Raw genomic sequence first — 26,590 nt, 5'->3', positions numbered from 1 at the left:
CCCCCTGGACGGTGGCGCGCAAGCTCGCGCCACCATTGCCGCGAACGGATTATTTGGTCGCCTGGATGCGCGCGGCGAGATCTTTCAACTCGGGGGTCGAGAGATATTTCTCGTAGACGGGCTTCATCGCATCGATCAGCGGCTGCTTGTCGATCTCACTGACCTTGACGCCGGCTTTCTCGACGATGTCGCGGGACTTCTTCTCCTGCGCGTCCCACAATTCACGCATCTTGACGACGCTGTCCTTGGCCGCCTGCCGCACGATCGCCTGGTCTTCCGGGGCGAGCTTGTCCCAGCTCGCCTTCGACATCACCAGAACCTCGGGCACGATCTGGTGCTGGTCGAGCGTGTAATGCTTGGCGACCTCGAAATGCTTGGCGGATTCGAAGCTCGGCCAGTTGTTCTCGGCGCCGTCGATGACGCCTGTCTGCAAAGCCGAATAGACCTCGCCATAGGCCATCGGCGTGGCGTTGGCGCCCAACGCATTGACCATGTCGACGAACACGTCGGATTGGATGACGCGGAACTTCATGCCCTTCATGTCGGCCATCGAGGTGATGTCCTTCTTGGTGTTGTAGAAGGAGCGTGCCCCGGAATCGTAGAAGGCGAGACCGACAAGGTCGTGAGTCTCAAAAGCTTTCAGGATCTCGTCCCCGATCGGCCCGTCCATGACATGGCGCATATGCTCGACCGAGCGGAACATGTAGGGCAGCGACGGCACCGCGGTCTGTGGAACGATGCCGTTGAACGGCCCCATGGAGACGCGGTTGAGATCGATGACGCCGGTCTGCGTCTGCTCGATCGTGTCCTTCTCCTCGCCGAGCTGCGCCGAATGATAGACCTCGACCGAATAGCGGCCATTGGTGCGCTGCTTGATCAGCTCGCCCATATATTTGACCGCTTCGACGGTTGGATAGCCGTCGGGATGGGTATCGGACGACCGCAGCACGGTTTCGGCGTTGGCGATGCCGACCAGCAACGAGCCGAAAACGAATGTTACTGCCGTCAATTTCGAAAGATGCAACATGACTTCCTCCCTATGAAACCAAAACGCCCGGCTCAGAGCCGGTAGGCCTTTTTCGCAAGTGTATAGGCAAGCTCGCGCGCCAGCTCATGCGCCTCGTCCTCGCGCAGCCGATGCTCGGCGACGAGACGCGCCAGGAACGCGCAGTCGACCCGCCGCGCCACATCGTGGCGCGCCGGGATCGAGGGAAAGGCACGGGTGTCATCGTTGAAGCCGACGGTGTTGTAGAAGCCGGCGGTCTCGGTGGTCATCTCGCGGAAGCGCCGCATGCCTTCCGGGCTGTCGTGGAACCACCAGGCCGGCCCGAGCTTCAGCGCCGGGTAGACACCGGCAAGTGGCGCCAGTTCGCGCGCATAGCTTGTTTCGTCGAGCGTGAAGAGAACGATTGTGAGGTCGCGCTCAAGTCCGACGCAGTCGAGCAGTGGCTTCAGCGCCGTGACATAGTCGGTCCGGGTCGGGATATCGAAACCCTTGTCGCGGCCGAATTTTTGGAAAACAGCCGACGAATGATTGCGCCAGGAGCCGGGATGGATCTGCAGCACCAGCCCGTCGTCGAGGCTCATCTTGGCCATCTCGGTCAGCATCTGGGCGCGGAACAGTTTCCGTTCGCGCTCGTCGTCGGAGCCACGGCGAACGCGATTGAACAGCTCCTGCGCTGCAGCATCCGAAAGATTGGCGGTCTCGGCCGTCGGATGGCCATGGTCGGACGAGGTCGCGCCGAAGCTTTTGAAGAAGGCGCGCCGCTGGCGATGCGCATCGAGATAGCCTGCCCAATTGCCGGTGTCGCAGCCGGTGATCTCGCCGAGCCGGTCGAGATTGGTTGAAAACCCCTCGAAGTCGGGATCGACGACGGCATCCGGCCGATAAGCGGTGACCACACGGCCCTGCCAGCCGCTGTCGCGGATCATCTGGTGCCATTTGAGATCGTCGAGCGCGCCTTCCGTGGTCGCGATGACCTCGATGTTGAAGCGCTCGAACAGGGCGCGCGGGCGGAAATTCTCCCACTGCAGCAGCGTCGCGATGGTGTCGTAGTGGCGGTCGGCGGTCGCTGCGGTCAGCGGCTCGTCGATGCCGAACAGATCGGCAAGCACATGATCGAACCACAGCCGGGTCGGTGTGCCCCGAAACAGATAATAGTGCTCGGCAAAACGACGCCAGATCGTCCGGCCGTCTGTCTCGACAGGCGCGCCGTCCAGCGTCGCCACGCCGAGATCCTCAAGGCGGACGCCTTGGCTGAACAGCATGCGGAAGATGTAGTGGTCCGGGACGATGAGCAGTTGCGCCGGATCCGGGAACGGCTCGTTCAGCGCATACCAACGCGGATCGGTGTGGCCATGCGGGCTGACCAGGGGCAGGTCCTTGATCCCGGCATAGAGATCGCGGGCAACCGAGCGCGAATGCGCCTCGGCGGGAAACAGCAAATCCGCATCGGTCAGTGGCACGGCAATCCTCCCAGGGCCGCTATCGGTAGGGGCGGCAAGAAATAATGTCAACATACAAAAATTAGATTGTTGTATGATGACTTTTCGGCCCATTGTGTGGCGGGAAATCGAATGTTACGCCGCTTTGCCGATCCCTGCCGAGGCCACTCATGTCATCCGACCAGACCAGTCGCACCACGACCACCGAACGCCTTTCCACGAAGACGGTGCGCGCACTGCCGGCTTCGATCGCGACGCCTTCGTACGACCGCAGCCGCATCGTCCCGGGCATCGTGCATCTTGGCGTCGGCGCCTTCCATCGCGCCCACCAGGCCGCCTATGTCGACGATTGCCTGGCGGCCGGCGAGACGGATTGGAGCATAACAGGCGTTTCGCTGCGCAGCGCCGACACGCGCGACGCACTCACGCCGCAGGATGGGCTCTACACGCTGGCGATCAGAAGCAGTGGAACCGAAAAACTTCAGGTCATCGGCTCGATTACCGCGATGCTGGTGGCGCCGGAGGATCCGAGCGCGGTGCTGGCCGCGCTGACCGATCCGCGCACCCGCATCGTCACGCTTACGATCACCGAAAAGGCCTATCTGAGGGCGGCTGGCGGCGGATTGGACGCTGCTCATCCCGATATCGCCCATGATCTGGCCAATCCGCAGATGCCGAAGACAGCGCATGGTTTCCTGACCGAGGCGCTTGCCCGGCGACGCGCCGCCGGCACGCCGCCCTTTACCGTGCTCTGTTGCGACAATCTGCCGGCCAACGGCGCCACGCTGCATCGGCTGCTGACCGAATTCGCCGAATTGCGCGATGCCAAGCATGGCGTGAAGAGCGACGTTAGAATCGCCGATCACATCGCCCATCAGGTCGCCTTTCCTTCAAGCATGGTCGACCGCATCGTGCCGGCAACCACCGATGCCGATCGGGCGCGGATCGCTGAAGAACTCGGTGCCGAGGACGCTTGGCCTGTCATGACCGAGCCGTTCTGCCAATGGGTGGTCGAAGACAATTTCCCAGCGGGCCGCCCGGACTGGGAACAGTTCGGCGTCACCATGGTTCGCGACGTCGGCCCGTTCGAGGACATGAAGCTCAGGCTGCTCAACGGCTCGCATTCGGCCATCGCCTATCTTGGCCTGCTCAGCGGTCATGCCACCGTCGACCGCGCCTTCGCCGACCCGGCGATCCGGCAATTCGTCGATGCATTGTGGGCCGAAGCCATCCCGACCCTGCCCGAGGATGCCGGGCTCGACACGAGCGCTTATACCGCGGAGCTCGCTGAGCGTTTTGCCAACACTGCACTTGCCCACCGTACGGCGCAGATCGCCAATGACGGCAGCCAGAAATTGCCGCAGCGCATCGTCGCTTCCGCCATCGAATGTCTAGAAGCCGGTACCGAGCTGGTCCATCTCACGTTGGTGGTGGCTGCCTGGATCGCTGCTTGCGCCGCACGAGGAAAAACCTTGCCGGAGGGCCATTTCACGGATCCGCTCGACGCGGCGTTGACGGCACTTTTGGGCGAGCAACTGCCGGCGAACGAAACCGTGACCGCGGTGTTCGACCTCGCCGGCTTCGCCAGGGACCATGCCGAGCGCCAGACCTTGATCGAGCTCGTGGCCGTGCATCTCGTCCACCTGCGACGAGACGGCCCGACATTGGCTTTCGCAGCCTTGGGCATTTAAACAAAAAAGCGAGGCAAGGCCCCGCTTTTTACTCTTTCATCGAACCGAATTTCAAGCCGGCAGGATGGCGCCTTCCAGCGTGGTGAGCTGGCTAAGGAACTGTTCCGCCTTGCTGCGAGCCTCGTCGTCCTTGGCATCAGTGGCGTCTTCTTTGGCTTCCTGGATGCGGCGCGCGAGATCGGCGCGGTCGACATCCTTCACCGCGACAGCCGATTCCGCCAGCAGCGTGCAGCCGGCCGGAACGATGTCGGCGAAGCCGCCGAACACCACATAGCGTTCTTCGCCGCCCGCTGCGGTTTTTACGGTGACGACACCCGGCTTGATCGTCGTCATGACCGGCGCGTGATGCGCCATCACGGTCATCTCGCCTTCGGCTCCCGGAATGACGACGGATTCAACCTGCTCGGAAACAAGCAGGCGCTCCGGCGAGACCAGTTCGAACTTGAAAGCTTCAGCCATGATCAATTTAGCGAATAGCGAATAGCGAGCAGCGAGTAGTCAGAAGAAGAATTCGCCGGCCCATATTCCCTATTCGCTACTCCCTATTCGCTATTCGCTTGATTACGCCGCTTCAGCCGCGAGGCGCTGTGCTTTCTCGACCGCTTCCTCGATGCCGCCGACCATGTAGAAGGCAGCTTCCGGAAGGTGATCGTAGTCGCCGTTGCAGAGGCCCTTGAAGCCCTTGATGGTGTCGGCGAGGTCGACCAGCTTGCCCGGGGCGCCGGTGAACACTTCGGCGACGAAGAAGGGCTGCGACAGGAAGCGCTCGATCTTGCGGGCGCGGGCCACGGTCTGCTTATCTTCTTCCGACAGCTCGTCCATGCCCAGGATGGCGATGATGTCCTGCAGCGACTTGTAGCGCTGGAGGATCGACTGCACCTGGCGGGCGACGCCATAATGCTCGTCGCCGACGACCAGCGGGTCGAGCATGCGCGAGGTCGAATCCAGCGGATCGACGGCCGGATAGATGCCCTTTTCGGCGATGGCGCGGTTGAGCGTCGTCGTCGCGTCAAGGTGGGCGAACGAGGTCGCCGGCGCCGGATCGGTCAAGTCGTCGGCGGGCACGTAAATGGCCTGCACGGAGGTGATCGAGCCCTTGGTGGTGGTGGTGATGCGTTCCTGCAGCGCGCCCATGTCGGTGGCGAGCGTCGGCTGATAGCCCACGGCCGAAGGAATACGGCCGAGCAGAGCCGACACTTCCGAGCCAGCCTGCGTGAAGCGGAAGATGTTGTCGACGAAGAACAACACGTCCTGGCCCTGGTCGCGGAAATACTCCGCAACCGTCAGGCCAGTCAGGCCGACGCGGGCGCGCGCGCCCGGCGGCTCGTTCATCTGGCCGTAGACGAGCGCGGCCTTGGAGCCTTCGCCGCCGCCCTTCTTGTTGACGCCGGATTCGATGAACTCGTGATAGAGATCGTTGCCTTCGCGGGTGCGCTCGCCGACGCCGGCGAACACCGAATAGCCGCCATGCGCCTTGGCGATGTTGTTGATCAGTTCCTGGATCAGCACGGTCTTGCCGACGCCGGCGCCGCCGAACAGGCCGATCTTGCCGCCCTTGGCGTAGGGAGCCAAGAGGTCGAGCACCTTGATGCCGGTGATCAGGATCTGTGCTTCCGTCGACTGCTCGACATAGGTCGGAGCCGGCTGGTGGATGGAGCGCATTTCGATCGCGTCGACCGGGCCTTCTTCGTCGACCGGCTCGCCGATGACGTTGATGATGCGGCCGAGCATGCCCGGGCCGACCGGCACGGTGATCGGCGCGCCGGTGTCACGCACTTCCTGGCCGCGAACCAGACCTTCGGTCGAGTCCATGGCGATGCAGCGCACGGTGTTTTCACCCAGGTGCTGGGCGACTTCGAGCACCAGACGGTTGCCGACATTGGTCGTCTCGAGCGCGTTCAGGATCGCCGGCAGGTGATCGCCGAACTGCACGTCGACGACGGCGCCGATGACCTGGCGGACCTTGCCGACAACGCCGGTTGCCTTGCTGGCCACTGCCGATGTCTTGGCAGCTGCGGTCTTCGCCGGTGCTGCTGCCTTGGCCGGGGCCGCCTTCGCGGCTGCTGCTGGAGCCTTTGCCGCCTTCGCGGGGGCTGCTGCCTTCGCGGCTGCGGCCTTGGGGGCTGCCTTCTGGGGGGTCGCTGCTTTCGCCATCGTCTTTACCCTTTTCGTCCTTTGTTTCTCACGCGGTCCGGTCGCGGGCAAAAAACCCGCGGACCGCGCCTAGAGCGCCTCGGCGCCCGAAATGATTTCGATCAGTTCCTTGGTGATCTGCGCCTGCCGCTGGCGGTTATAGGTGATCGACAGTTTGTTGATCATCTCGCCGGCGTTGCGCGTCGCATTGTCCATGGCGCTCATCTTGGCGCCCATCTCGCCGGCCGCGTTTTCGAGCAGTGCCCGGAAAAGCTGCACCGAGATGTTGCGCGGAATGAGATCGGATAGGATTTCGCCCGGCTCCGGTTCGTATTCATAGACAGCGTTGCCGCCATCCGTCACTTCCGCCTGAGCCGAAGCAACGCCCGCCGGAATGATCTGCTGCGCGGTCGGGATTTGGCTGATCACCGACTTGAACTGCGAATAGAACAGCGTGCAGATGTCGAAGCCGCCCTCGTTGAAGAGATGGATGACCCTCTTGGCGATGGCATCGGCATTGACGAAACCGAGTGTCTTGACCTCGCGCAGATCGACGCGATCGATGATCAGCGACGCGTAGTCGCGGCGCAGGATGTCGAAACCCTTCTTGCCGACGCAGATGATCTTGACCTGCTTGCCGTCGGCCAAAAGCTTGCGGATGTGGTCGCGGGCAAGACGGGCGATCTGCGAATTGAAGCCGCCGCACAGGCCGCGCTCGGCGGTGCAGACGACGAGCAGATGCACATCATCCTTGCCGGTGCCGGTCATCAGCGCCGGGGCATCGCCACCGCCGCCGATCGCCTGGGTGATGTTCGCCAGCACGGAACCCATGCGCTCCGAATAGGGGCGCGCCGCTTCCGCAGCCTCTTGCGCACGGCGCAGCTTCGCCGCAGCGACCATCTGCATCGCCTTGGTGATCTTCTGCGTCGCCTTGACCGAGGCGATACGGTTACGAAGGTCTTTTAATGAAGGCATGCTTCAAACCTGATCCCGTCTTGTCGCTTCGCTCAGGCGAAGGTCTTGGCGAAAGCGTCGATCTCGGCCTTCAGCTTGGCGCGCAGATCGTCCGACAGTGCCTTTTCCTTGCGGATGGCGTCGAGAACGTCCTTGCCGGCCGCACGCATGTGGCTGAGCAGGCCATGCTCGAACTTGCCGACCTGGTTGACCGGCAGCTTGTCGAGATAACCGTTGACGCCGGCGAAGATCACCGCGACCTGCTCTTCCGTCTTCAGCGGCGAGAACTGCGGCTGCTTCAGGAGTTCGGTCAGGCGCGATCCGCGGTTGAGCAGGCGCTGCGTGGCAGCGTCGAGATCCGAGCCGAACTGCGCGAAGGCCGCCATTTCGCGGTACTGCGCGAGCTCGCCCTTGATCGAGCCGGCAACCTGCTTCATCGCCTTGATCTGCGCGGCCGAGCCGACGCGCGACACCGATAGACCGACGTTCACCGCAGGACGGATGCCCTGGAAGAACAGGTTGGTTTCGAGGAAGATCTGGCCGTCGGTGATCGAGATCACGTTGGTCGGGATGTAGGCCGACACGTCGTTGGCCTGCGTCTCGATGATCGGCAGAGCGGTCAGCGACCCGCCGCCCAGATCGTCGTTGAGCTTGGCGGCGCGCTCGAGCAGGCGCGAGTGCAGGTAGAACACGTCGCCCGGATAGGCTTCGCGGCCCGGCGGGCGGCGCAGCAGCAGCGACATCTGGCGATAGGCGACGGCCTGCTTCGACAGATCGTCATAGCTGATCAGCGCGTGCATGCCGTTGTCGCGGAAATATTCACCCATGGTGCAGCCGGCGAACGGCGCCAGGAACTGCATCGGCGCCGGGTCGGAAGCGGTGGCGGCGATGATGATCGAGTATTCGAGCGCGCCGCGCTCTTCCAGCACCTTGACGAACTGCGCGACGGTCGAGCGCTTCTGGCCGACGGCGACGTAGACGCAGTAGAGCTTTTCCTTCTCGGGGCCGTTGTCGTGCACCGACTTCTGGTTGAGCATCGTGTCGAGGATGATGGCGGTCTTGCCGGTCTGGCGATCGCCGATGACCAGCTCGCGCTGGCCGCGGCCGACCGGGATCAGCGCATCGATGGCCTTGAGACCGGTCGACATCGGCTCGTTCACCGACTTGCGCGGAATGATGCCGGGCGCCTTGACGTCGACGCGCTTGCGCTCGACTGCCTTGATCGGACCCTTGCCATCGATCGGATTGCCGAGCGCATCGACGACGCGGCCGAGCAGGCCTGGGCCGACGGGAACGTCGACGATGGCGCCGGTGCGCTTGACGATGTCGCCTTCCTTGATGTCGCGGTCGGCGCCGAAGATGACGACGCCGACATTGTCGGCTTCGAGGTTGAGCGCCATGCCGCGGATGCCGCCGGGGAATTCGACCATCTCGCCGGCCTGGACATTGTCGAGGCCGTAGACACGAGCGATACCGTCACCGACGGACAGCACCTGTCCAACTTCGGAGACCTCGGCCTCCTTGCCGAAATTCTTGATCTGGTCTTTCAGAATTGCGGAAATTTCCGCGGCGCGGATGTCCATCAGCCGACCTCTTTCAGTGCAAGCTTGAGCGAATTGAGTTTGGTTTTGAGCGACGTATCGATCTGGCGCGAGCCCATCTTGACCACCAGCCCGCCGAGCAGCGACGGATCGACGGTGACGGAGATAGCCACATCCTTGCCGGCAACGCTCTTCAGCGCCGCCTTGAGTTCGGTCTGCTGGACAGCCGTCAGCGCGTGAGCCGACGTCACTTCAGCAGCGGTCTCGCCACGGTGTTCGGCTGATATCTGGCGGAACGCCCTGATCATGCCGGGAATGGCGAACAGCCGGCGGTTGCGGGCGACGACACGCAGGAAATTTCCGGTAAGGCCGGTGATCCCGGCCTTGTCGGCGATCGCCGCGATGGCCTTCGCCTGGTCCTCGCTGGAGAACACCGGGCTGTTGATCAGCCGGGTGAGATCAGCGCTGCCCGCGAGCATGATTTCGAAACTGTTGAGGTCGGCTTCGACCTTGGCCACGGAATTTGCCTGCAGGGCGAGTTCGAACAGCGAACCCGCATAGCGTTCTGCGACACCTGAGATTGGCGATGACGATTGAGCCACGGACCGTCTTTTCTCTTGTCTGACAGGCCGTAGATTGTTGGCGCGAGCAAAAACTCTGGCTAAATCTTTGACCTTACTGCATTTTTTCGAGCACGGAGGCGCGGCTTCCGCTATCCCCGGCCGAAAGTCGATTGCCGTCTAGCACAGGCATTTTAAGACCGCAATGCGTCGTTCCGCATGGTTTTCAGGCACTATTGTCGCATCCGGCGAAAGTCGCCCGTCTTCCATCGCGGAATACCCAACGATTCAGGGCAGAAAGCCGAAGGCGAAGGCGAGCGGCAACGCCGCCAGGACCAATTCCAGCACAATGGAAACCCAATTGAAAGGCGTGTTGGCGCCATCAGACATCATCGACAGCAGCCGGCCGAAGGCAGTGAACAGCCAGGAGAAGCCAAGCGCCATGTAGATCAGCGGCTGCGCCAGCAGGATACAGCACAGGCCGACACCGAGATAAAAGCCCGACATCCTGCCGCGCCCCTCGGCGATCGCCGCAGCCTTCTCTGGCTTGACCTGCAGGCGCAGGGCACGAAAGGCGAGACCCGGCGCCAGGAAGAACAAAAGCCCGAGCAGCACCGTGAAGACGGCGCTCGACCACGCCAGCCATTCGCCCTGGCTCGTCGGCCATGGAAGCGCAAAATCCATCTTGTCCCCTCGAAATGCCTGTTTTGAAATTCCGGGCATTCTAACGGAGGAAAGCCCCCGCGCCAGATGGGTCCAGGTACTTTAGGCAGCGCGCATCAACCGAGCGCGAATTCCACAGCCGCCTCGGCATGGATGCGCGTCGTGTCGAAGACCGGGATGTCGAAATCCTGCTGGCCGATGAGCATGGTGATCTCGGTGCAGCCCATGATGACGCTGTCGGCCGCCTCTTCGCGGCGCAGGCGTTCGGTCTCGGCGATATAGGCCGCCTTTGAAGTCTCCTTGACCATGCCCTGGCACAACTCGTCGTAGATGACGCGATGGACCATGTCGCGCCCGGCCGCACCCGGCACCACCGGGTCCAAGCCAAATCTGTCAGCGAGCCGGCCTTTGTAGAAATCCTGCTCCATGGTGAAGCGCGTCGCCAGCAGCGCCGGACGCTGCATTCCGGCACGCTTGACCGCCACTGCGGTGGCATCGGCGATGTGGATCAGCGGGATCGACACCGACGCCTGCACCTGATCGGCCAGTTTGTGCATGGTGTTGGTGCACAAAAGCAGACCTTCCGCGCCGCCGGTCTCAAGCTTGCGCGCCGCTTCTACGAGGAGCACGCCGGCACCGTCCCAATCGCCGTGATGCTGCCGCTCGGCGATTTCGGCAAAGTCGAACGACCACAGAAGCAGTTTCGCGGAATGCAGCCCACCCAGCCGTTCGCGCACGATCTCGTTGAGCAGGCGATAGTAGATGGCGGTCGATTCCCAGCTCATGCCGCCGAGCAGGCCAAGGGTCTTCATATGAGTTTCCACATCTCGCTGGCTTGCGGGCAACCTATCGCTGAAAGCGCAACCTTACAAAAAACTCTGCGGGTCGACGTCGACCTGCACCCGGACCGAGCCGCGTTGCTTCGGCCCGTTGGCCAGCATGGCCCTGATGAAACCTTGCATGTCGGCGCGCCGTTCGCCCTGGATCAGCAGCCGGAAGCGGTGGCGGCCGCCGAGCAGTGACAGTGGCGCCTCGGCTGGCCCCAGCACGAACAGATCTGACGCCTCGGGTGCGGCGCGGCGCAGGCCACGTGCGTGGCCCTCGGCTTCCGCTCGTGTCACCGCACTGACGATGACACCCGCGAGCCGGCCGAAGGGCGGCAGGGCAGCCCGTTCGCGCTCGGCGATCTCACGTTCGTAAAATGCCTCGGCGTCGCCCGAGACGATCGCCCGCATCACCGGGTGGTCGGGCTGAAAGGTCTGCAGCAGTCCCAGGCTCTTCTTGCCGGTGCGGCCGGCGCGGCCGGTGACCTGGCTAAGCAGCTGGAAGGTGCGCTCGGCGGCACGCGGATCGCCATTGGCAAGGCCGAGATCGGCATCGACGACGCCGACAAGGGTCATGTTCGGGAAATTGTGGCCCTTGGCAACGAGCTGCGTGCCGATGACGATGTCGGCCTCGCCATCGGCGATCGCCTCCAGTTCCAGCCGCAGCCGCCGCACGCCGCCCATCAGGTCGGACGACAAGACGATGGTGCGCGCGTCGGGAAAATGCGTAACGACCTCTTCGGCGATGCGCTCGACACCCGGCCCGCAGGCGACCAGATGATCCAGCGTGCCGCATTCCGGGCAGGCTTCGGGGCGGCGCTCATTGTGGCCGCAATGATGGCAGACGAGTTGCCCGCGAAACCGGTGCTCGACCAGCCAGGCCGAGCAGACCGGGCAGCCGAAGCGATGGCCGCAGACCCGGCACAGCGTCAGTGGCGCATAGCCGCGCCGGTTGAGGAACAGCAGCGATTGCTCCTGCCTCTCCAGCGTCTGGCGCATCTGGTCGAGCAGAACCGGCGACAGGAAACCGCCACGCGCCGGCGGCGCACGCCGCATGTCGACCGCCTTCAGATGCGGAAGTGCTGCCTCGGCGAAGCGAGCGGAAAGCACCGCCCTGTTATATTTACCTTGGCTGGCATTGACCCGGCTTTCGACCGACGGCGTCGCCGACGCCAGCACCACGGGGAAGCTGCCGATATGGCCGCGCACCACCGCCATGTCGCGCGCATTGTAGAAGACGCGGTCCTCCTGCTTGTAGGCAGGGTCGTGCTCCTCGTCGACGACGATAAGGCCGATCTCCTTGAACGGCAGGAACAGCGCCGAGCGCGCGCCGGCGACGACCCGCACGCCGCCTTCCGCCACTTGCCGCCAGACTTTTTCGCGCATCCGCGGCGGCAGGTCGGAATGCCATTCGCCCGGCTTGGCGCCGAAGCGCTGCTGGAAGCGCTCGAGAAAGGCATGCGTCAGCGCGATTTCCGGCAGCAGGATCAGAACCTGCCTGCCCTGGTCGAGCGCAGCCGCCACCGCCTCGAAATAGACCTCGGTCTTACCCGAACCGGTGACGCCGTCGAGCAACGCGACGTTGAACACGCCGGCTGCGACATTGGCGCGCAGCATCTGCGCCGCGGCGCCCTGGTCCGGCATCAGTTCCGGAATAGCGTAGCCGGGATCGGGCGCGGCCACCACCGGGCGCGGCGGGATCATCACGGTCTCGAACACGCCTTGCGCCCTCAGGCCGTCGATCACCGTCGAGGACACGCCGGCGGCGTGAGCGAGGCCGGAGCGCGTCCAGGCAAGGCCGCCTTCGGCCGTCTCCAGCACGCGCTGCCTGGCGCCCGTCATCCGGTCAGGTGCGAGAAGCGTGCGCTGCAACCCCTCGATCCACGGTTCGGGGTCGAAAGCCTCCGGCGCCCGAAGCAGCATGCGCGCCACCATGCCCGGCGGCGACAGCGTGTACTGCGCCACCCAGTTGACGAAACGGCGCATCGCGCGGTCGATCGGCGGGCAATCGAAGACCTGTTCGATGGGGCGCAGCTTTTTCGCGTCGACCTTCTCGACCGCGCCATCCCAGACGATGCCGGCGACCTGGCGCGGCCCGAGCGGCACACGCACGATCGAGCCCGGCACCACGCGCATGCCGGCCGGCACGGCGTAGGTGTAGGGGCGTTCGGCGGGCATCGGCACCAGCACCGGTGCGGCTGCGACAAAGGGCGAATCTTCGATCATGAGGCGTGACCTTGCCCTGACTTTGGTCTAGATCAAAGGCCGACCCCAAATGTGCATGGCATGCACATGAAAATCTTCAGGAGACCCGCCATGAAATTTTTTGTCGACACCGCCGACGTCAAGGATATCCGTGAGCTGAACGATCTGGGGCTGCTCGACGGCGTCACCACCAATCCGTCGCTGATCCTCAAATCCGGCGGCAAGATCGCCGAGGTCACCAAACAGATTTGCGACATCGTCAAGGGTCCGGTCTCGGCTGAAGTCACCGCCACCGAATATTCCGAGATGATGCAGCAGGCCAAGGTTCTGGCCAAGATCGCCGACAATGTCTGCATCAAGGTGCCGCTGACGCTGGACGGTCTCAAGGCTTGCAAGACGATCCGCACCGAGATGAACCGCCTGGTCAACGTCACCCTGTGCTTTTCGGCCAACCAGGCGCTGCTTGCGGCCAAGGCCGGCGCCTCGTTCATCTCGCCCTTCGTCGGCCGAATCGACGACATCGGCATCGATGGCATGGAACTGATCCAGGAGATCCGGCAGATCTACGACAATTACGATTTCCAGACCGAGATCCTCGTCGCTTCCGTGCGCACCGTGAACCACGTCAAGCAGGCGGCACTGATCGGCGCCGATGTTGTGACCGCGCCGCCGGCGACCCTGAAGGCCCTGGTCAACCATCCGCTGACCGACAAGGGCCTCGCCGCCTTCCTCGCCGACTGGGCCAAGACCGGCCAATCGATTGGCTGAGATGGCGATCGGCTGAAGCCAATGCGCTTGCAGTGAAAAAAGACCGGGCAACCGGTCTTTTTTATGTGCTGCGGGTGGGGTGACTTTCCAAGTCTTTGTTTTTGCGTGCCTTGCACTAGCTCTTTTGGCTTTACTGCATCGCAGCATTGCATCCAGCTGAAATCGAGAGCGACAAGTTCAAAACAGGATATTTGATCGAGTTCACCAGATCGACACGCTGCTGAAGCATACCCTGGATATCACGCTAGAGAGATGCCCTTCGACGAACTTAAAAAACGATGACTTGGTCGAACCCTTTGTAAAGGTGCTGGCTGTAGCTTCGATGTTTTAGCTACTGGGTCGAACATGAGCCTTCTAATCTCAATCGCCTTTTCTGTTCTTGCATCAATAGGACTCGCTTTCGCAAAGGCATTTTCAATCTACGGCCTCATTCGGGACAAACGCTATTCGTGGGTGAGTTTCATAGTGATTTCGGTCGTGTGGCTTGGCGCAACGGTGCTGAGTGCCAACCGGACGTGTGGTCAATGGGGGTGTAGCTGGGGCCTTCACTTCGGTTGGATTCTTGCCCTGTTGCCTCAAGGCTTCGTGACGAATGTTGCGTTAGGTGAGAAGCTATTTGTGATTGCGTTGCTTACATATTTGGGACTGTGCGTCTATTTCTTCGGGCATGTCATTGGCTGGTTATCCTATGTGGTCGTCAGCATTGGAAAGGCCGTCACTAACCGCTAGTGTAGATGCTTAAGGTTTAGGCTGGGATAGGTGATGGAATTCACGAGCTTGACCCGCAGCTGAAGCATCCCCTGAAGCATGATCCCATAACGGCCGGGGTCGCTCAGTCCGCGCCGTCATCCTCAGGCACGGTCGCCGGCTGGCGCCGGCCCATGATGATTTCGCGTTTGCCAACATGGTTGGGTGCGCCGACCAATCCTTCCTTTTCCATACGCTCGACCAGGGATGCGGCGCGGTTGTAGCCGATGCCGAGGCGGCGCTGGATGTAGGAGGTCGAACACTTCTTGTCGCGCACCACCACCTTGACCGCCTCGTCGTAGATCGCATCGCTGTCTTCGGCTGCAACCGATCCCTTGTCGAAGACCGCGCCCTGGTCCTCGTCGATTTCTTCCTCATCCTCGTCGGCGGTCACGGTTTCCAGATATTCAGGCCGGCCCTGCGCCTTGAGATGCGCCACGACGTGCTCGACCTCCGCGTCGGAGACAAACGGCCCATGCACGCGCGAAATGCGCCCGCCACCCATCATGTGCAGCATGTCGCCCTGGCCGAGCAGCTGCTCGGCGCCCTGCTCGCCCAGGATGGTGCGGCTGTCGATCTTCGACGTCACCTGGAAGGAAATCCGGGTCGGGAAATTGGCCTTGATCGTGCCCGTGATGACGTCGACCGAGGGACGCTGCGTTGCCATGATCAGGTGGATGCCGGCAGCACGCGCCATCTGCGCCAGACGCTGGATGGCGCCTTCGATCTCCTTGCCGGCGACCATCATCAGGTCGGCCATCTCGTCGACGATGACGACGATGTAGGGCATCGGCGCCAGGTCTACTTCCTGCTGTTCGAAAAGCGGTTCGCCGGTGCCCTTTTCGAAGCCGGTCTGCACCGTCATGACGACGGTTTCGCCCTTGTCGCGGGCTTGGGCGGCGCGCTCGTTGTAGCCGTCGATGTTGCGCACACCGAGCCGCGCCATCTTGCGATACCGGTCCTCCATTTCGCGCACCGCCCATTTGAGCGCCGTGACGGCTTTCTTGGGATCCGTGACGACGGGCGTCAGAAGATGCGGGATGCCGTCATAGACAGAGAGTTCGAGCATTTTGGGATCGACCATGATCAGCCGGCATTCTTCCGGCTTCAGCCGATAGAGCAACGACAGGATCATGGTGTTGATGGCGACCGACTTGCCGGAGCCGGTGGTTCCGGCCACGAGCAGATGCGGCATCTTCGCCAGCTCGGCGATGACCGGCTCACCGCCGATCGTCTTGCCGAGACACAGCGCCAGCTTGCAGCTCGTCTTGCGGAAGCCCTCCGATTCGATCAGCTCCCGGAAATAGACGGTTTCGCGCATCTCGTTCGGGAGCTCGATGCCGATGACGTTGCGGCCGGGCACGACGGCGACGCGCGCCGAAATCGCCGACATGGAGCGGGCGATATCGTCGGCAAGCCCGATGACGCGAGAAGATTTGACGCCCGGCGCCGGTTCGAACTCATAGAGCGTGACGACCGGGCCGGGACGAACATGAATGATCTCGCCACGCACGCCGAAGTCTTCGAGCACGCTTTCCAGCAGATCCGCGTTCTGCTCGAGCCGCTCCTGCGACATGTAGAAACCTTGTCCCTCCGGTGGCTGCTGCAACAGCTCTTCCGAGGGAAGCTCGTAGGGATCGCCCGCGGTTGACAGCACCACCTTTCCAGCCCCAGGCAAGCGTGCAGAGCGGGCGCCAACGGCCTTGGCAGGGACGTTCGCATTTGGCGCGGCCGGCGCGGAAACGGCATCGCTTTTGGCGGCTGGAATTATGACAGGCTGGACCGGCGACAGCGCATTGCTCGCCGGCACGTCAGGTTGGGCGACGGCCTGGTTCGAATTGGCCGGCCAAACATCCGGCAACGGCTTCAAGGCCTGGCCCGGCAGGCAGTCGATGACACGAAACAAGGCGGTGGCATCGGTCCCTGTCGTCGGGCGGATGTCGATCGGCATGGTGGTGACTGGCGCTGCGGCGAGCGGCGCAGGCGACGCTGAACCGGTTTGCCGGGCCGACGGCGAAACGTCGACCAGATAGGGTGCCATAGCCTCGAAGAAGGCATGATCCGAAAGATAGGGCCAGCGCTGCCTTTCGGTTTTGGTCGGGGCGCCCGGAGCAACGGACGCACGCGCGGATGCCCGTCCCGTTGCGACCGTCCTCGGCGGCACCGGCGCAACGGCTGGCACCCTCTCCCTGGCGCGCACGGACGGGACAAAAGCAGCAGCCGGCGGCAGTGGCCCTTGCGTGGCCTGCCCAGTCTGCGGCTGGGAGGCAGGGCTTTTCACCGACGCCGGCAATGCCAGGAGCGAGGGCGCGGAGGACGCCCTGCCGACCATGGGTTGCGCAACGGCTTGCTGTGCCGGGCGCGTCGCGCCGTGTTCGACGACACGCTCGTGCTGCGGATGATGCTTCCTGGCCTCATAATCCGGCGTGCGTGTAAAACGCACGTTGGGTGCAAGGAAGAAATATTCCTGCCAGGCAGGGCTCTCGATATCGCCGATTTTCGAAGGCGTGTCGTCGGAGCCACTCCGCGGCTCCATATAGGGCCGCTTGTTGCCGCCGAGATCGACCACCGGCGCGGAATAGCCGGCCTGGCGTGTGGCGGGCTGCCGGCCGGCCGTTTCCTTGCGAGCCGGACGATCAAGGTCGCTTGCCGCGGAAGAACTTCGCTGACCACCCCTGTCGCCGATGCTCTCGGAGCGCTTCCCCTCGGGATCATCAGGCGATGCGGCCGTCGACAAATTGACCCGGGAAAAACGCTTGGCTTCCATTCTCAAGACTCACTCTGAAATGTCTGCCGAGCAATAGGGAGCGAGTGGTTAACAGTTGCTTCCCGGATGGGTCGCCGACGATCCTGAGCGCCAAAATCTTCGTGGCAGTCTGCGAGCGACGTGGCACGATCGTCGCCTCGCCGCACCCACCGCTGTGGCGCGATCTACTCGCTGTGCTATAGCAGGCCGATGGGTCTCTTCGGACAATCTCTGTTCAGAATCTGGCTCTGTTCGGGAATCTGGTCATGATCCCACGATCATCCCGTCATGCCTGGGGCGCCAGACCGTTTTCGTGAAGCAGATGAGGTGCGCTAGCCGGTCTTGCCGTGCCGGACAAGGTCCTGGGCAATGGACAGCTGCAGCGCTTCCGCCAACTCTCGCGCCGCGCGATTCTCGGCGTCGATCTGCGCCCGGTATGCGGCGAATTCCTGACGCGGCCTGTCGAAGGACGAGGTGATCGAACGCTTGCCGGATGCGATCACCACGCCGGTCTTCGCATCGGCCAGCGTATAGCTGCCGGTCAGCGTCACGGAACCGGCGGTCGGCTCGTCTTCGTCGGTTCCGACCTGCACAAGTGCCGCGGACTCGACCGCTTCGGTCACGCCGAGATTGAGCGAATAGGCCGGCGAGGCCGGCTCGCCGGCGCCTCGTCCAAACCCGAAAATGAGATTGTTGCGCACCTGTTGGCCGTAACGCGTATTGACCGGCTTGATGCCGATCAACGCCAGTTCGGCACTGGCACTGGCCTGCGAACCCGACAGTGGCGCGCTCGAATAGAGCGGCCGCACCGTGCAGGCCGAGACAAGCGCGAGCGAACCTATCAGGCCGGCAAGCGCCATGCGGCGCAGCAAATGGCTCAACTCTGTCTTTTCCCGATCAGGCAACGACATTGACGATCCTCTGCGGCACGATGATCACCTTGCGCGGAGCCTTCCCTTCGAGTGCTTTCTGCACGAAGTCGAGAGCCAATACCGCTTTTTCGACCGCACCTTGGTCCGCGTCGCGGGCAATTGTCAAATCCCCCCGCTTCTTGCCGTTGACCTGTACCGGATAGGTGACTTCGTTGTCGACGACCAGCGCCGGATCGAAGACCGGCCACGGCCGTTCGGCAACGAGATCGGTGCCGCCGAGCGTTGCCCAGCACTCCTCGGCCAGATGCGGCATGACCGGCGCGATCAGATGCACGAGAATCTCCACCGCCTGCCGGCAGGCGCCTTTCAGCGCTGCATCGGCCTTGCCTTCGGCCACCTCGTTAAGCGGCGTGGTCAGCGCGTTGGCCAGTTCGTAGATGCGGGCGATGGCGCGGTTGAAAGCGAGCTTCTCGATATCCTCTCCGACCGCCTTGAGGATCTTGTGCGCGGCCTTGGAAACCACCGCGGCCTCGCCGCTGCTGGCCGCCACGGGCTTGATGCCGGCCAGTGTTTCGGCCGCCGTCGACACCAGGCGCCAGATGCGCTGGATGAAGCGATGCGCGCCGGCGGCGCCATCGTCGGTCCACTCGACATCGCGCTCGGGAGGCGAATCCGACAGCATGAACCAGCGCGCCGTATCGGCGCCGTAGCCATCGGTGATGTCTTCCGGGCTCACCGTGTTCTTCTTCGACTTCGACATCTTTTCCAGCGGGCCGATGGAGACGGTCTCGCCGGTGGCGATCTCGATGGCGCTGCGCTTGCCGTCGACGTCCTCCAGCCGAACTTCGGTGGGCGCCAGCCAGCGGCCGTTCGATGCCGAGCCAACGCGATAGGTTTCGTGCACCACCATGCCTTGCGTGAACAGGCCCTTGAACGGCTCGGCCAGATCGACATGGCCGGCCTCGCGCATGGCGCGGGTGAAGAAGCGCGAATAGAGCAGATGCAGGATCGCGTGCTCGATCCCGCCAATATACTGGTCGACCGGCAGCCATTCGTTGGCCGCCTTGGGATCGGTCGGTTCATGTGCCCACGGCGCGGTGAAGCGGGCAAAATACCACGACGAATCGACGAACGTGTCCATCGTGTCGGTTTCGCGCCGCGCATCCCTGCCGCATTGCGGACATTTCACATGCCGCCATGTCGGATGACGGTCGAGCGGATTGCCCGGGCGGTCGAAATCGACATCGTCGGGCAGCTTCACCGGCAGGTCCGCCTTCGGCACCGGCACCACGCCGCAAGCCTCGCAATGGATCATCGGGATAGGGCAGCCCCAGTAGCGCTGGCGCGAAATGCCCCAATCGCGCAGGCGGAAATTCACCTTGCGCTCGGCCATCGGCCGGTTGCCGATCGTCTTCTGCTCCAGCAGTTTGGCGACTTCGTCGAAAGCCTGATCCGGCTTCATGCCGTTGAGAAAGCGCGAATTGATCATCACGCCGTCATCGACATAGGCTTCATCGATGATCTGGAACGTCGCCGGATTCTCGCCTTCCGGCATCACCACCGGAATCACCGGCAGGCCATATTTGTTGGCGAAGTCGAGGTCGCGCTGGTCGCCGGACGGGCAGCCGAAAATGGCGCCGGTGCCGTATTCCATCAGCACGAAATTGGCGACATAGACAGGCAGCGTCCAGTTGTCGTCAAACGGATGGACGACGCGGAGGCCGGTGTCAAAACCCTTCTTCTCAGCTGTCTCCAGCGCCGCCACCGAGGTGCCCATATGGCCGATATCCTCGATGAACTTCGCCAGTGCCGGATTGTGCGCAGCGGCCTTCTTGGCCAACGGATGATCGGCGGCGACAGCCATGAAGGAAGCGCCGAAGATGGTGTCGGGCCTTGTCGTATAGACTTCCAGCTCATGCTCGCCATCAGAGGCGTCGGCCAGAGGCCAACGGATCAGCAGGCCTTCCGAGCGGCCGATCCAGTTCTGCTGCATCAGCTTCACTTTTTCCGGCCATTCGTCGAGGCCTTCGAGCGAATCCAGCAGATCCTGGGCGAAGTCGGTGATCCTGAAGAACCACTGCGTCAGTTCGCGCTGTTCGACCAGCGCGCCCGAGCGCCAGCCGCGCCCGTCGATGACCTGCTCGTTGGCAAGCACCGTCATGTCCTCCGGATCCCAGTTGACCTTGGAGGATTTGCGCATCACCAGCCCCTTCTCGACAAAGTCGAGGAACAGCATCTGCTGGCGGTGGTAGTAATCGACGTCGCAGGTGGCGAATTCGCGCGCCCAGTCCAGCGACAGCCCCATGACCTTGAGCTGCTCGCGCATGGTGGCGATGTTCTGGTAGGTCCACTCCTTGGGGTGGACCTTGTTCTGCATCGCCGCGTTTTCGGCCGGCATGCCGAAGGCGTCCCAGCCCATCGGGTGCAGCACGTTGAAGCCCTTGGCCCGCTTGTAGCGCGCCACCACGTCGCCCATCGTGTAATTGCGGGTATGACCGATATGGATGCGCCCCGACGGATAGGGGAACATCTCCAGCACGTAGTATTTCGGGCGCGGATCGTCATTGTGCGCTTCGAACAGCTTCTTGGCGTCCCAGGCCTTCTGCCATTTGGGCTCTGACGCGCGCGGATTGTATCGTTCGGTTGCCATGGGACGTTTTTCACTTAAAAGCATGCGCGAACTGCGGGCGATGGCTCGGCAGTTCAGGGAATGTGGTCCGGGTGTTCACCATGGTTTGGCAAACCCGTCAACCATATGGGTACCGCGTCTGACAAAAACGCCGGTCAAAACAGCAGGATTTGCATATGGGTGACGCCGTTCAGCAATTTTTCGCGGTCAAGGCGAAGATCGCCGCCGCCGAACGCGAGGCCGGCCGCGAAGCCGGCGCCGTGACCCTGGTCGCGGTCTCAAAGACCTTTGATGCCGCCGACATCGGCCCGGTCATCGAAGCCGGCCAGCGCGTCTTCGGCGAGAACCGGGTGCAGGAGGCGCAAGCCAAATGGCCTGATCTGAAGGACGCATTTCCCGACATCGAACTGCATCTGATCGGCCCGCTGCAATCCAACAAGGCTAGGGAAGCGGTAGCACTGTTCGACGTCATCGAGACGGTCGATCGCGAGAAGATCGCCGCCGAACTCGCCAAGGAGATCGCCAAACAGGGCCGCGCGCCAAAACTCTATGTCCAGGTCAACACCGGCTCCGAGCCGCAGAAGGCCGGCATCGAGCCCCGCGAGGCCGTGGCCTTCGTCGCCCGCTGCCGCGACGTGCACGGCCTCGCCATCGAAGGCCTGATGTGCATCCCGCCGGCCGACGAGAACCCCGGTCCCCACTTCGCCCTGCTGGAGAAGCTTAGCAAGGAAGCCGACGTCGCCAAACTCTCGATGGGCATGTCCGGGGACTACGAAACGGCGATCGCCTTCGGTGCCACCAGCGTCCGCGTCGGTTCGGCGATCTTCGGCACTCGCTGAGACGCAACGGCCTTTGGGCCAATCCGAGAGGCTCGTTGCTCCAGGACTGGAAACGAAACGTACCGTTCCTATTTGCTTTGCGTCATCACAAACTCTCTGGAGCCGCCACCATGCGCTACAACCAGCTTGGAAATACGGGGATGTTCGTCTCCGAACTGTGCCTCGGCACCATGACCTTCGGCGCCGCCGGTCAGAATGCCCAATGGGGCCTGATCGCCAGCCTCGACCAGAAGGGCGTCAACGAGATCGTTGCCCATTCGCTTGCCGCTGGCGTCAATTTCTTCGATACGGCCGACGTCTACTCCTTTGGCGAATCCGAACGGTTGCTCGGCCAGTCGCTCAGGGATCTCAAGGTCAACAGGCAGAATGTGGTCATCGCCACCAAGACGCATGGCGCCATGGGTGAAGGCCCCAACCAGCGCGGCTCGTCACGCGGCCACATCATGGATTCGGTCGATGCCAGCTTGGAGCGGCTGCAGCTCGACCATATCGATCTCTACCAGTTGCACGGCACCGACACGGTGACGCCGATCGACGAGACGCTGCGAGCGCTCGACGATCTGGTTGCCAGCGGTAAGGTCCGCTATGTCGGCGTCTCCAACTGGGCGGCATGGCGCATCGCCAAGGCGCTCGGCATCGCCGAGCGCAAGGGCTTTGCCCGTTTCGAGACCGTGCAGTCCTACTATTCGATCGCCGGCCGCGATCTCGAGCGCGAGATCGTGCCGCTGCTCAATGAGGAGAAGCTCGGCCTGATGGTGTGGTCGCCGATGGCCGGTGGCCTGCTCTCCGGCAAATATGGTCCCGGCGCACCCGGCAATGGCGAAGGCCGCCGCGCGTCCTTCAACTTCCCGCCGGTCAATGAGGACCGCGCCTGGGCGGCCGTTGCCGTCATGCGCGACATCGCCAAAAAACATGATGTGAGCGTCGCCACGGTGGCGCTCGGCTATGTCCTGGCCAAGCCCTTCGTGATGAGCGTCATCATCGGCGCCAGCCGCATGGAGCAGCTGGAGCAGAACCTTGCCGCCACTGAGGTGAAGCTCGACACCGACGATCTGGTTCGTCTCGACGAGGTCAGCGCCCTGCCGTCCGAATATCCAGGCTGGATGCTGGAGCGCCAGGCAGCGGGCCGCCGTCCGGCGGCGTTCACGCCGAAAGCATAAATACAGCCCACGCTGACATCTCGGGAGCCGTGGCTCCGGAGATGTCAGGTCAGCCGGACGCTCTCGCCCAGAAAATCGAGAAAGGCGCGCACCCGCGCCGGCAGATGCCGGCCCTGGCCGACATAGACGGCGTGGGTCGGCTCCTCGTCACCCGGATTGAATGCCTCCAGCAGCGGCGCCAGTCTGCCGGCCGCTATGTCTTCCGCCACATGCCAGCGCGCCAGCCGGGCGATGCCCGCGCCCGCCAGTGCCATGAGCCGCATCGCCTCACCATCGCTGACCAGCGTGTTGCCGGTGATCGGAATCATGATGACGCGGCCTTCCGCGTCGAGGAACGGCCAGCCATCGAGGTGCCTGACGAAGCCGAAGCCCATGCGGTTGTGTTTGTCGAGATCGGCTGGCGTCAGCGGTATGCCGTGCGTCTCGAGGTAAGAAGGTGCTGCAACAACGACCACCGGGCTTTGCCCGAGCTTGCGCGCCACCAGCCGTGACTCACTCAATGGCCCGGCACGGATGGCAACATCGGCGCGCTCCGCCATCAGGTCGACGACGCTGTCGGTCAGCACCAGATCGACCGAAATCTCGGGGTAGCGTTCCAGGAACCGAGGCAGAAGCGGGACCAGCCGATGCACCCCGAAGGGCACGTAGCTGTTAATGCGCACACGTCCGCGCGGTGAAGCACCGGCCGCTGCCTCCTGCTCGGCTGCCGCCATGTCGGCAAGGATGCGCAGGCCGCTCTCGTAGAATGCTGTGCCTTCCGGCGTCAGTTGCAGCTTTCGCGTCGAGCGGCTGACCAGCCGCGCGCCAAGCCGGGCCTCCAGCCGCGCGATCAGCTTGCTCACCGCCGACGGCGTCATGCGCAACGCGCGTGCCGCGGAGGAGAAACTGCCTTCCTCGACGACGCGCACGAACACTTCGATCTCGCCGGAGCGATTGACGTCGGGCCTGGCCATTTATGAATCTATTTCACAGAAAATATGCCCAAGGCAAGCCTGGTTCACAATGCAGGGAAGCACGATCTCAGGGGTCGGGGCGCGGGACGGCGCTCTTCGCCATCGAAGTGGAAACCGCCATGCCTCTTGCTCTCTACGCCCTCGCCGCCGGTGCCTTCGGCATCGGCGTCACCGAATTTGTTATCATGGGTCTGCTGCTCGATGTCAGCAAGGATCTCGGCGTTTCGATTTCGGCTGCCGGCCAGCTCATTTCGGGCTATGCGCTTGGCGTCGTCATCGGCGCGCCCTTGCTGACCATCGCCACCGGCAACTGGCCGCGCAAGACCGTGCTTCTGGCGCTGATGGCGATCTTCACGTTCGGCAATCTCGCCTGCGCGCTGGCGCCCGACTACTGGACGCTGATGGGCGCCCGCATCATCACCGCCTTTGCCCACGGCACTTTCTTCGGCGTCGGCTCGGTGGTCGCCACCGGCTTGGTCGCGCCCAACAGACAAGCCTCGGCGATCGCGCTGATGTTCACCGGCCTGACCATCGCCAACATCCTCGGCGTGCCCTTCGGCACCTGGCTCGGCCAGGCCTTCGGCTGGCGCGCGACCTTCTGGGCCGTGACAGTGGTCGGTGTGGCCGCCTTCGCCGTCATCCTGGCTCTGGTGCCACGCAGCCGGACGGCGCCCGAAAAGAGCGACCTGCGCGCCGATCTCGCCGTTTTGCGCCGCACCCCCGTCCTGCTCGGCCTCGCCACCACCGTGCTCGGCTATGCCGGCGTCTTCGCCGTCTTCACTTATATCGCTCCGTTGCTGACCGAGATAAGCGGCTTCAAGGAAGCAGCCGTGTCGCCGATCCTGCTCGTCTTCGGCGGCGGTCTCATCGCCGGCAATTTGCTTGGCGGCAAGGTCGCCGACCGCTGGCTTGTGCCGGCCGTGCTGGGCAGCCTCGTGGTGCTGGCCCTGGTGCTCGCAACGATGACCTTCGCCATCCACAGCCAGGTGATGGCCGTCATCTATGTCGGCCTGCTCGGTGCCGCCGCCTTTGCTACCGTGGCGCCGCTGCAGATGTGGGTGCTGGACAAGGCGCAAGGTGCCGGCCAGAGCCTCGCCTCGTCCTTCAACATCGCCGCTTTCAATCTCGGCAACGCCGCAGGCGCCTGGCTTGGCGGCGCGGTGATTGCCCAAGGGCTTGGCCTGGGTGCCCTGACCTGGGTCGCCGCCTTGCTGCCGCTCACGGCGCTCGGCGTGGCCGGACTGGCGCTGCGTCTCGATCGTACCCCGGCGCTCGGCGCACCTGCCTCCATCCGCTCGTGACTACCCTCGGCAAACCCTTCCGACACCCTTCATACCACCAGGAGTAAAAAGATGGATTATCGACGTCTCGGTGCATCGGGCTTGAAAGTGCCCGCACTCTCATTCGGCGCGGGAACCTTTGGCGGTTCCGGCCCGCTGTTCGGCGCCTGGGGCAACAGCGACGCCAGGGAAGCGCGGCGGCTGATCGACATCTGCCTGGAGGCTGGTGTCAATTTGTTCGACACGGCCGACGTCTATTCGAACGGCGCTTCTGAACAGGTGCTTGGCGACGCGATAAAAGGCCGCCGCGATGCCGTGCTGATCTCGACCAAGACCGCGCTGCCGATGGGCGATGGGCCGGGCGATTACGGCTCGTCACGTTCGCGGCTGATCAGATCCGTGGATGATGCGCTGAGGCGCCTCGGCACCGACTACATCGACCTTTTGCAGCTACACGCCTTCGATGCCGGCACGCCGATCGAGGAGGTGCTGTCGACGCTGGACAACCTGATCCGTGCCGGCAAGCTGCGCTATGTCGGCGTCTCCAACTTCTCCGGATGGCAAGTGATGAAGTCGTTGGCGCAAGCCGACAGCCAAGGCTATCCGCGCTATGTCGCCCATCAGGTCTACTATTCGCTGGTCGGCCGCGACTATGAGTGGGAGCTGATGCCGCTCGGCCTCGACCAGGGTGTCGGTGCATTGGTGTGGAGCCCGCTTGGCTGGGGCCGCCTGACCGGCAAGATCCGCCGTGGCCAGCTCCTGCCGGAACAGAGCCGGCTGCACGACACGGCAAGCTTCGGTCCGCCGGTCGAGGACGAGCATCTCTATCGAGTGATGGATGCCCTCGATGTCGTGGCCGAGGAAACCGGCAAGACCGTGCCGCAGATCGCCATCAACTGGCTGCTGCAGCGCCCGACCGTATCGTCGGTCATCATCGGCGCCCGCAACGAGGAGCAGTTGCGCCAGAACCTCGGTGCCGTCGGCTGGACCTTGACGCCGGAGCAGATAAGGCAGCTCGACGCGGCAAGCGAAGTCACCGCGCCCTACCCGTACTTCCCGTATCGGCGGCAGGAAGGCTTTGCCCGGTTGAACCCGCCGGTGGTTTGAGCGCATCGGGCCGTCATGGCGCAAGGTTCGCGGGCCAGCGCCCCCCTCTGGCCTGCCGGACATCTCCCCCTCAAGGGGGGAGATCGGATGTCGCGGCGACTTTCGCCAATCGCAGGCCTAACAAGGGGCGGCGTTGTCGGTGGAGCTGCCAATCTGCCCACTTGAGGGGGAGATGTCCGGCAGGACAGAGGGGGGCGTCGTAGAACGCCGACCTCAAGAAGCCGTTGCTGCGAAACTTGCCCCTAGTGCAGCACAAACTCCCCATCCACCTTGCGCCATTCATTCGGCGCGATCAGCTTCTGGTGGGTGTAGCTGATCGAATGCAGCGGCCCGTCCAGCTTGGCCTTCCAGAATTCGATGAACTTGATCAGCACCGGAAACTTCGGCGCGAGATCGTAGTCCTGCCAGATGAAGCTCTGCAGCAGATGCGGGTGATCGGGAAAGTGATAAAGAATCTTGGCAGTGGTCAAGCC

Annotated in this window: 22 protein-coding genes; 7 read left to right on the top strand and 15 right to left on the bottom strand. The window is 63.3% G+C overall.

All coding sequences use genetic code 11. From position 1 onward, the window contains the following. Window positions 1-49: 49 nt before the first annotated feature. Both EN932_RS02310 and uxaC read right to left on the bottom strand, forming a co-directional pair. Complete coding sequence (locus EN932_RS02310) at window positions 50-1,027, bottom strand: TRAP transporter substrate-binding protein (RefSeq protein WP_024504231.1); 978 nt, start codon at window positions 1,025-1,027, stop codon at window positions 50-52. Window positions 1,028-1,059: 32 nt separating this feature from the next. Then, window positions 1,060-2,520, bottom strand: a complete 1,461-nt coding sequence (gene uxaC / locus EN932_RS02305; RefSeq protein ID WP_164753770.1) for a glucuronate isomerase — start codon at window positions 2,518-2,520, stop codon at window positions 1,060-1,062. Between the two features lie 95 nt (window positions 2,521-2,615). Here uxaC and EN932_RS02300 point away from each other — a divergent pair, with 95 nt between their 5' ends. Further along, on the top strand, window positions 2,616-4,136 hold the full coding sequence (locus tag EN932_RS02300; protein WP_127369162.1) for a mannitol dehydrogenase family protein: 1,521 nt from the start codon (window positions 2,616-2,618) through the stop codon (window positions 4,134-4,136). A gap of 51 nt (window positions 4,137-4,187) precedes the next feature. On the opposite strand, the gene EN932_RS02295 is transcribed toward EN932_RS02300, so the two are convergent. From EN932_RS02295 to EN932_RS02260, 8 genes are all read right to left on the bottom strand, one after another. Then, a complete protein-coding gene (locus tag EN932_RS02295) occupies window positions 4,188-4,595 on the bottom strand; it encodes a F0F1 ATP synthase subunit epsilon (RefSeq protein WP_013529039.1) in 408 nt (135 codons plus the stop codon). Between the two features lie 102 nt (window positions 4,596-4,697). Continuing rightward, the gene (gene atpD, locus EN932_RS02290; RefSeq protein WP_024504228.1) at window positions 4,698-6,290 is read right to left on the bottom strand and encodes a F0F1 ATP synthase subunit beta; all 1,593 of its coding nucleotides are present in this window, start codon (window positions 6,288-6,290) and stop codon (window positions 4,698-4,700) included. A gap of 69 nt (window positions 6,291-6,359) precedes the next feature. Next, the gene (locus EN932_RS02285) at window positions 6,360-7,244 is read right to left on the bottom strand and encodes a F0F1 ATP synthase subunit gamma (RefSeq protein ID WP_127368106.1); all 885 of its coding nucleotides are present in this window, start codon (window positions 7,242-7,244) and stop codon (window positions 6,360-6,362) included. Between the two features lie 32 nt (window positions 7,245-7,276). Beyond that, the gene (atpA, locus tag EN932_RS02280) at window positions 7,277-8,806 is read right to left on the bottom strand and encodes a F0F1 ATP synthase subunit alpha (RefSeq protein WP_013529036.1); all 1,530 of its coding nucleotides are present in this window, start codon (window positions 8,804-8,806) and stop codon (window positions 7,277-7,279) included. Then, the gene (locus tag EN932_RS02275) at window positions 8,806-9,366 is read right to left on the bottom strand and encodes a F0F1 ATP synthase subunit delta (RefSeq protein WP_013529035.1); all 561 of its coding nucleotides are present in this window, start codon (window positions 9,364-9,366) and stop codon (window positions 8,806-8,808) included. Before EN932_RS02275 ends, atpA begins: the two co-directional genes overlap by 1 nt. A gap of 246 nt (window positions 9,367-9,612) precedes the next feature. After that, window positions 9,613-10,008 carry a DUF4345 family protein gene (locus tag EN932_RS02270; RefSeq protein WP_013529034.1) on the bottom strand — a complete coding sequence of 132 codons (396 nt, stop codon included), beginning with the start codon at window positions 10,006-10,008 and terminating at the stop codon, window positions 9,613-9,615. A gap of 95 nt (window positions 10,009-10,103) precedes the next feature. After that, window positions 10,104-10,799, bottom strand: coding sequence for an aspartate/glutamate racemase family protein (locus EN932_RS02265; protein WP_127368105.1), 696 nt, complete (start codon window positions 10,797-10,799; stop codon window positions 10,104-10,106). Between the two features lie 54 nt (window positions 10,800-10,853). Next, a complete protein-coding gene (locus tag EN932_RS02260) occupies window positions 10,854-13,037 on the bottom strand; it encodes a primosomal protein N' (protein WP_127368104.1) in 2,184 nt (727 codons plus the stop codon). 90 nt (window positions 13,038-13,127) lie between these two features. Between EN932_RS02260 and fsa the strand changes: the two genes are divergently transcribed. Both fsa and EN932_RS02250 read left to right on the top strand, forming a co-directional pair. Next, window positions 13,128-13,784: a fructose-6-phosphate aldolase gene (gene fsa / locus EN932_RS02255; RefSeq protein ID WP_024504222.1), complete on the top strand. Its 657-nt coding sequence runs from the start codon at window positions 13,128-13,130 to the stop codon at window positions 13,782-13,784. A 345-nt stretch (window positions 13,785-14,129) separates the two neighbouring features. Next, entirely contained in the window at window positions 14,130-14,513 is a 384-nt protein-coding gene (locus EN932_RS02250) for a hypothetical protein (protein ID WP_127368103.1), read from the top strand. Window positions 14,514-14,616: 103 nt separating this feature from the next. Here the strand turns inward: EN932_RS02250 and EN932_RS02245 are convergent, their stop codons facing one another. The 3 genes from EN932_RS02245 to leuS form a co-directional block, all read right to left on the bottom strand. Next, window positions 14,617-17,298 (bottom strand): DNA translocase FtsK, encoded by a 2,682-nt coding sequence (locus EN932_RS02245; protein ID WP_127368102.1) that lies wholly within the window; start codon window positions 17,296-17,298, stop codon window positions 14,617-14,619. 311 nt (window positions 17,299-17,609) lie between these two features. Continuing rightward, the gene (gene lptE / locus EN932_RS02240; RefSeq protein ID WP_013529029.1) at window positions 17,610-18,188 is read right to left on the bottom strand and encodes an LPS assembly lipoprotein LptE; all 579 of its coding nucleotides are present in this window, start codon (window positions 18,186-18,188) and stop codon (window positions 17,610-17,612) included. Further along, window positions 18,175-20,799 (bottom strand): leucine--tRNA ligase, encoded by a 2,625-nt coding sequence (gene leuS, locus EN932_RS02235; RefSeq protein WP_127368101.1) that lies wholly within the window; start codon window positions 20,797-20,799, stop codon window positions 18,175-18,177. The genes lptE and leuS overlap by 14 nt, the downstream gene beginning before the upstream one ends. A 155-nt stretch (window positions 20,800-20,954) precedes the next feature. On the opposite strand from leuS, the gene EN932_RS02230 reads away from it, so the two are divergent. Together EN932_RS02230 and EN932_RS02225 are read left to right on the top strand one after the other, a co-directional pair. Continuing rightward, entirely contained in the window at window positions 20,955-21,617 is a 663-nt protein-coding gene (locus EN932_RS02230; RefSeq protein ID WP_127368100.1) for a YggS family pyridoxal phosphate-dependent enzyme, read from the top strand. Window positions 21,618-21,727: 110 nt separating this feature from the next. Then, window positions 21,728-22,777 carry an aldo/keto reductase gene (locus EN932_RS02225; RefSeq protein WP_013529026.1) on the top strand — a complete coding sequence of 350 codons (1,050 nt, stop codon included), beginning with the start codon at window positions 21,728-21,730 and terminating at the stop codon, window positions 22,775-22,777. A gap of 44 nt (window positions 22,778-22,821) precedes the next feature. Here EN932_RS02225 and EN932_RS02220 read toward each other — a convergent pair whose 3' ends face one another. Beyond that, window positions 22,822-23,730: a LysR substrate-binding domain-containing protein gene (locus tag EN932_RS02220; RefSeq protein WP_013529025.1), complete on the bottom strand. Its 909-nt coding sequence runs from the start codon at window positions 23,728-23,730 to the stop codon at window positions 22,822-22,824. 119 nt (window positions 23,731-23,849) lie between these two features. Here EN932_RS02220 and EN932_RS02215 point away from each other — a divergent pair, with 119 nt between their 5' ends. Beyond that, complete coding sequence (locus EN932_RS02215) at window positions 23,850-25,031, top strand: MFS transporter (protein WP_127368099.1); 1,182 nt, start codon at window positions 23,850-23,852, stop codon at window positions 25,029-25,031. Between the two features lie 51 nt (window positions 25,032-25,082). Further along, on the top strand, window positions 25,083-26,117 hold the full coding sequence (locus tag EN932_RS02210) for an aldo/keto reductase (protein WP_024504215.1): 1,035 nt from the start codon (window positions 25,083-25,085) through the stop codon (window positions 26,115-26,117). 242 nt (window positions 26,118-26,359) lie between these two features. Here the strand turns inward: EN932_RS02210 and EN932_RS02200 are convergent. Continuing rightward, the coding region (locus tag EN932_RS02200) for an usg protein (protein WP_128368706.1) at window positions 26,360-26,590 on the bottom strand (231 nt) is incomplete at its 5' end.

Origin of the sequence: Mesorhizobium sp. M7A.F.Ca.US.002.01.1.1 (assembly GCF_004022955.1) — a bacterium.
Classification (GTDB): Bacteria; Pseudomonadota; Alphaproteobacteria; order Rhizobiales; family Rhizobiaceae; genus Mesorhizobium; species Mesorhizobium ciceri.
Note: the sequence above shows the minus strand (reverse complement) of the source record. Positions and strands in the feature narration are given on the sequence as shown.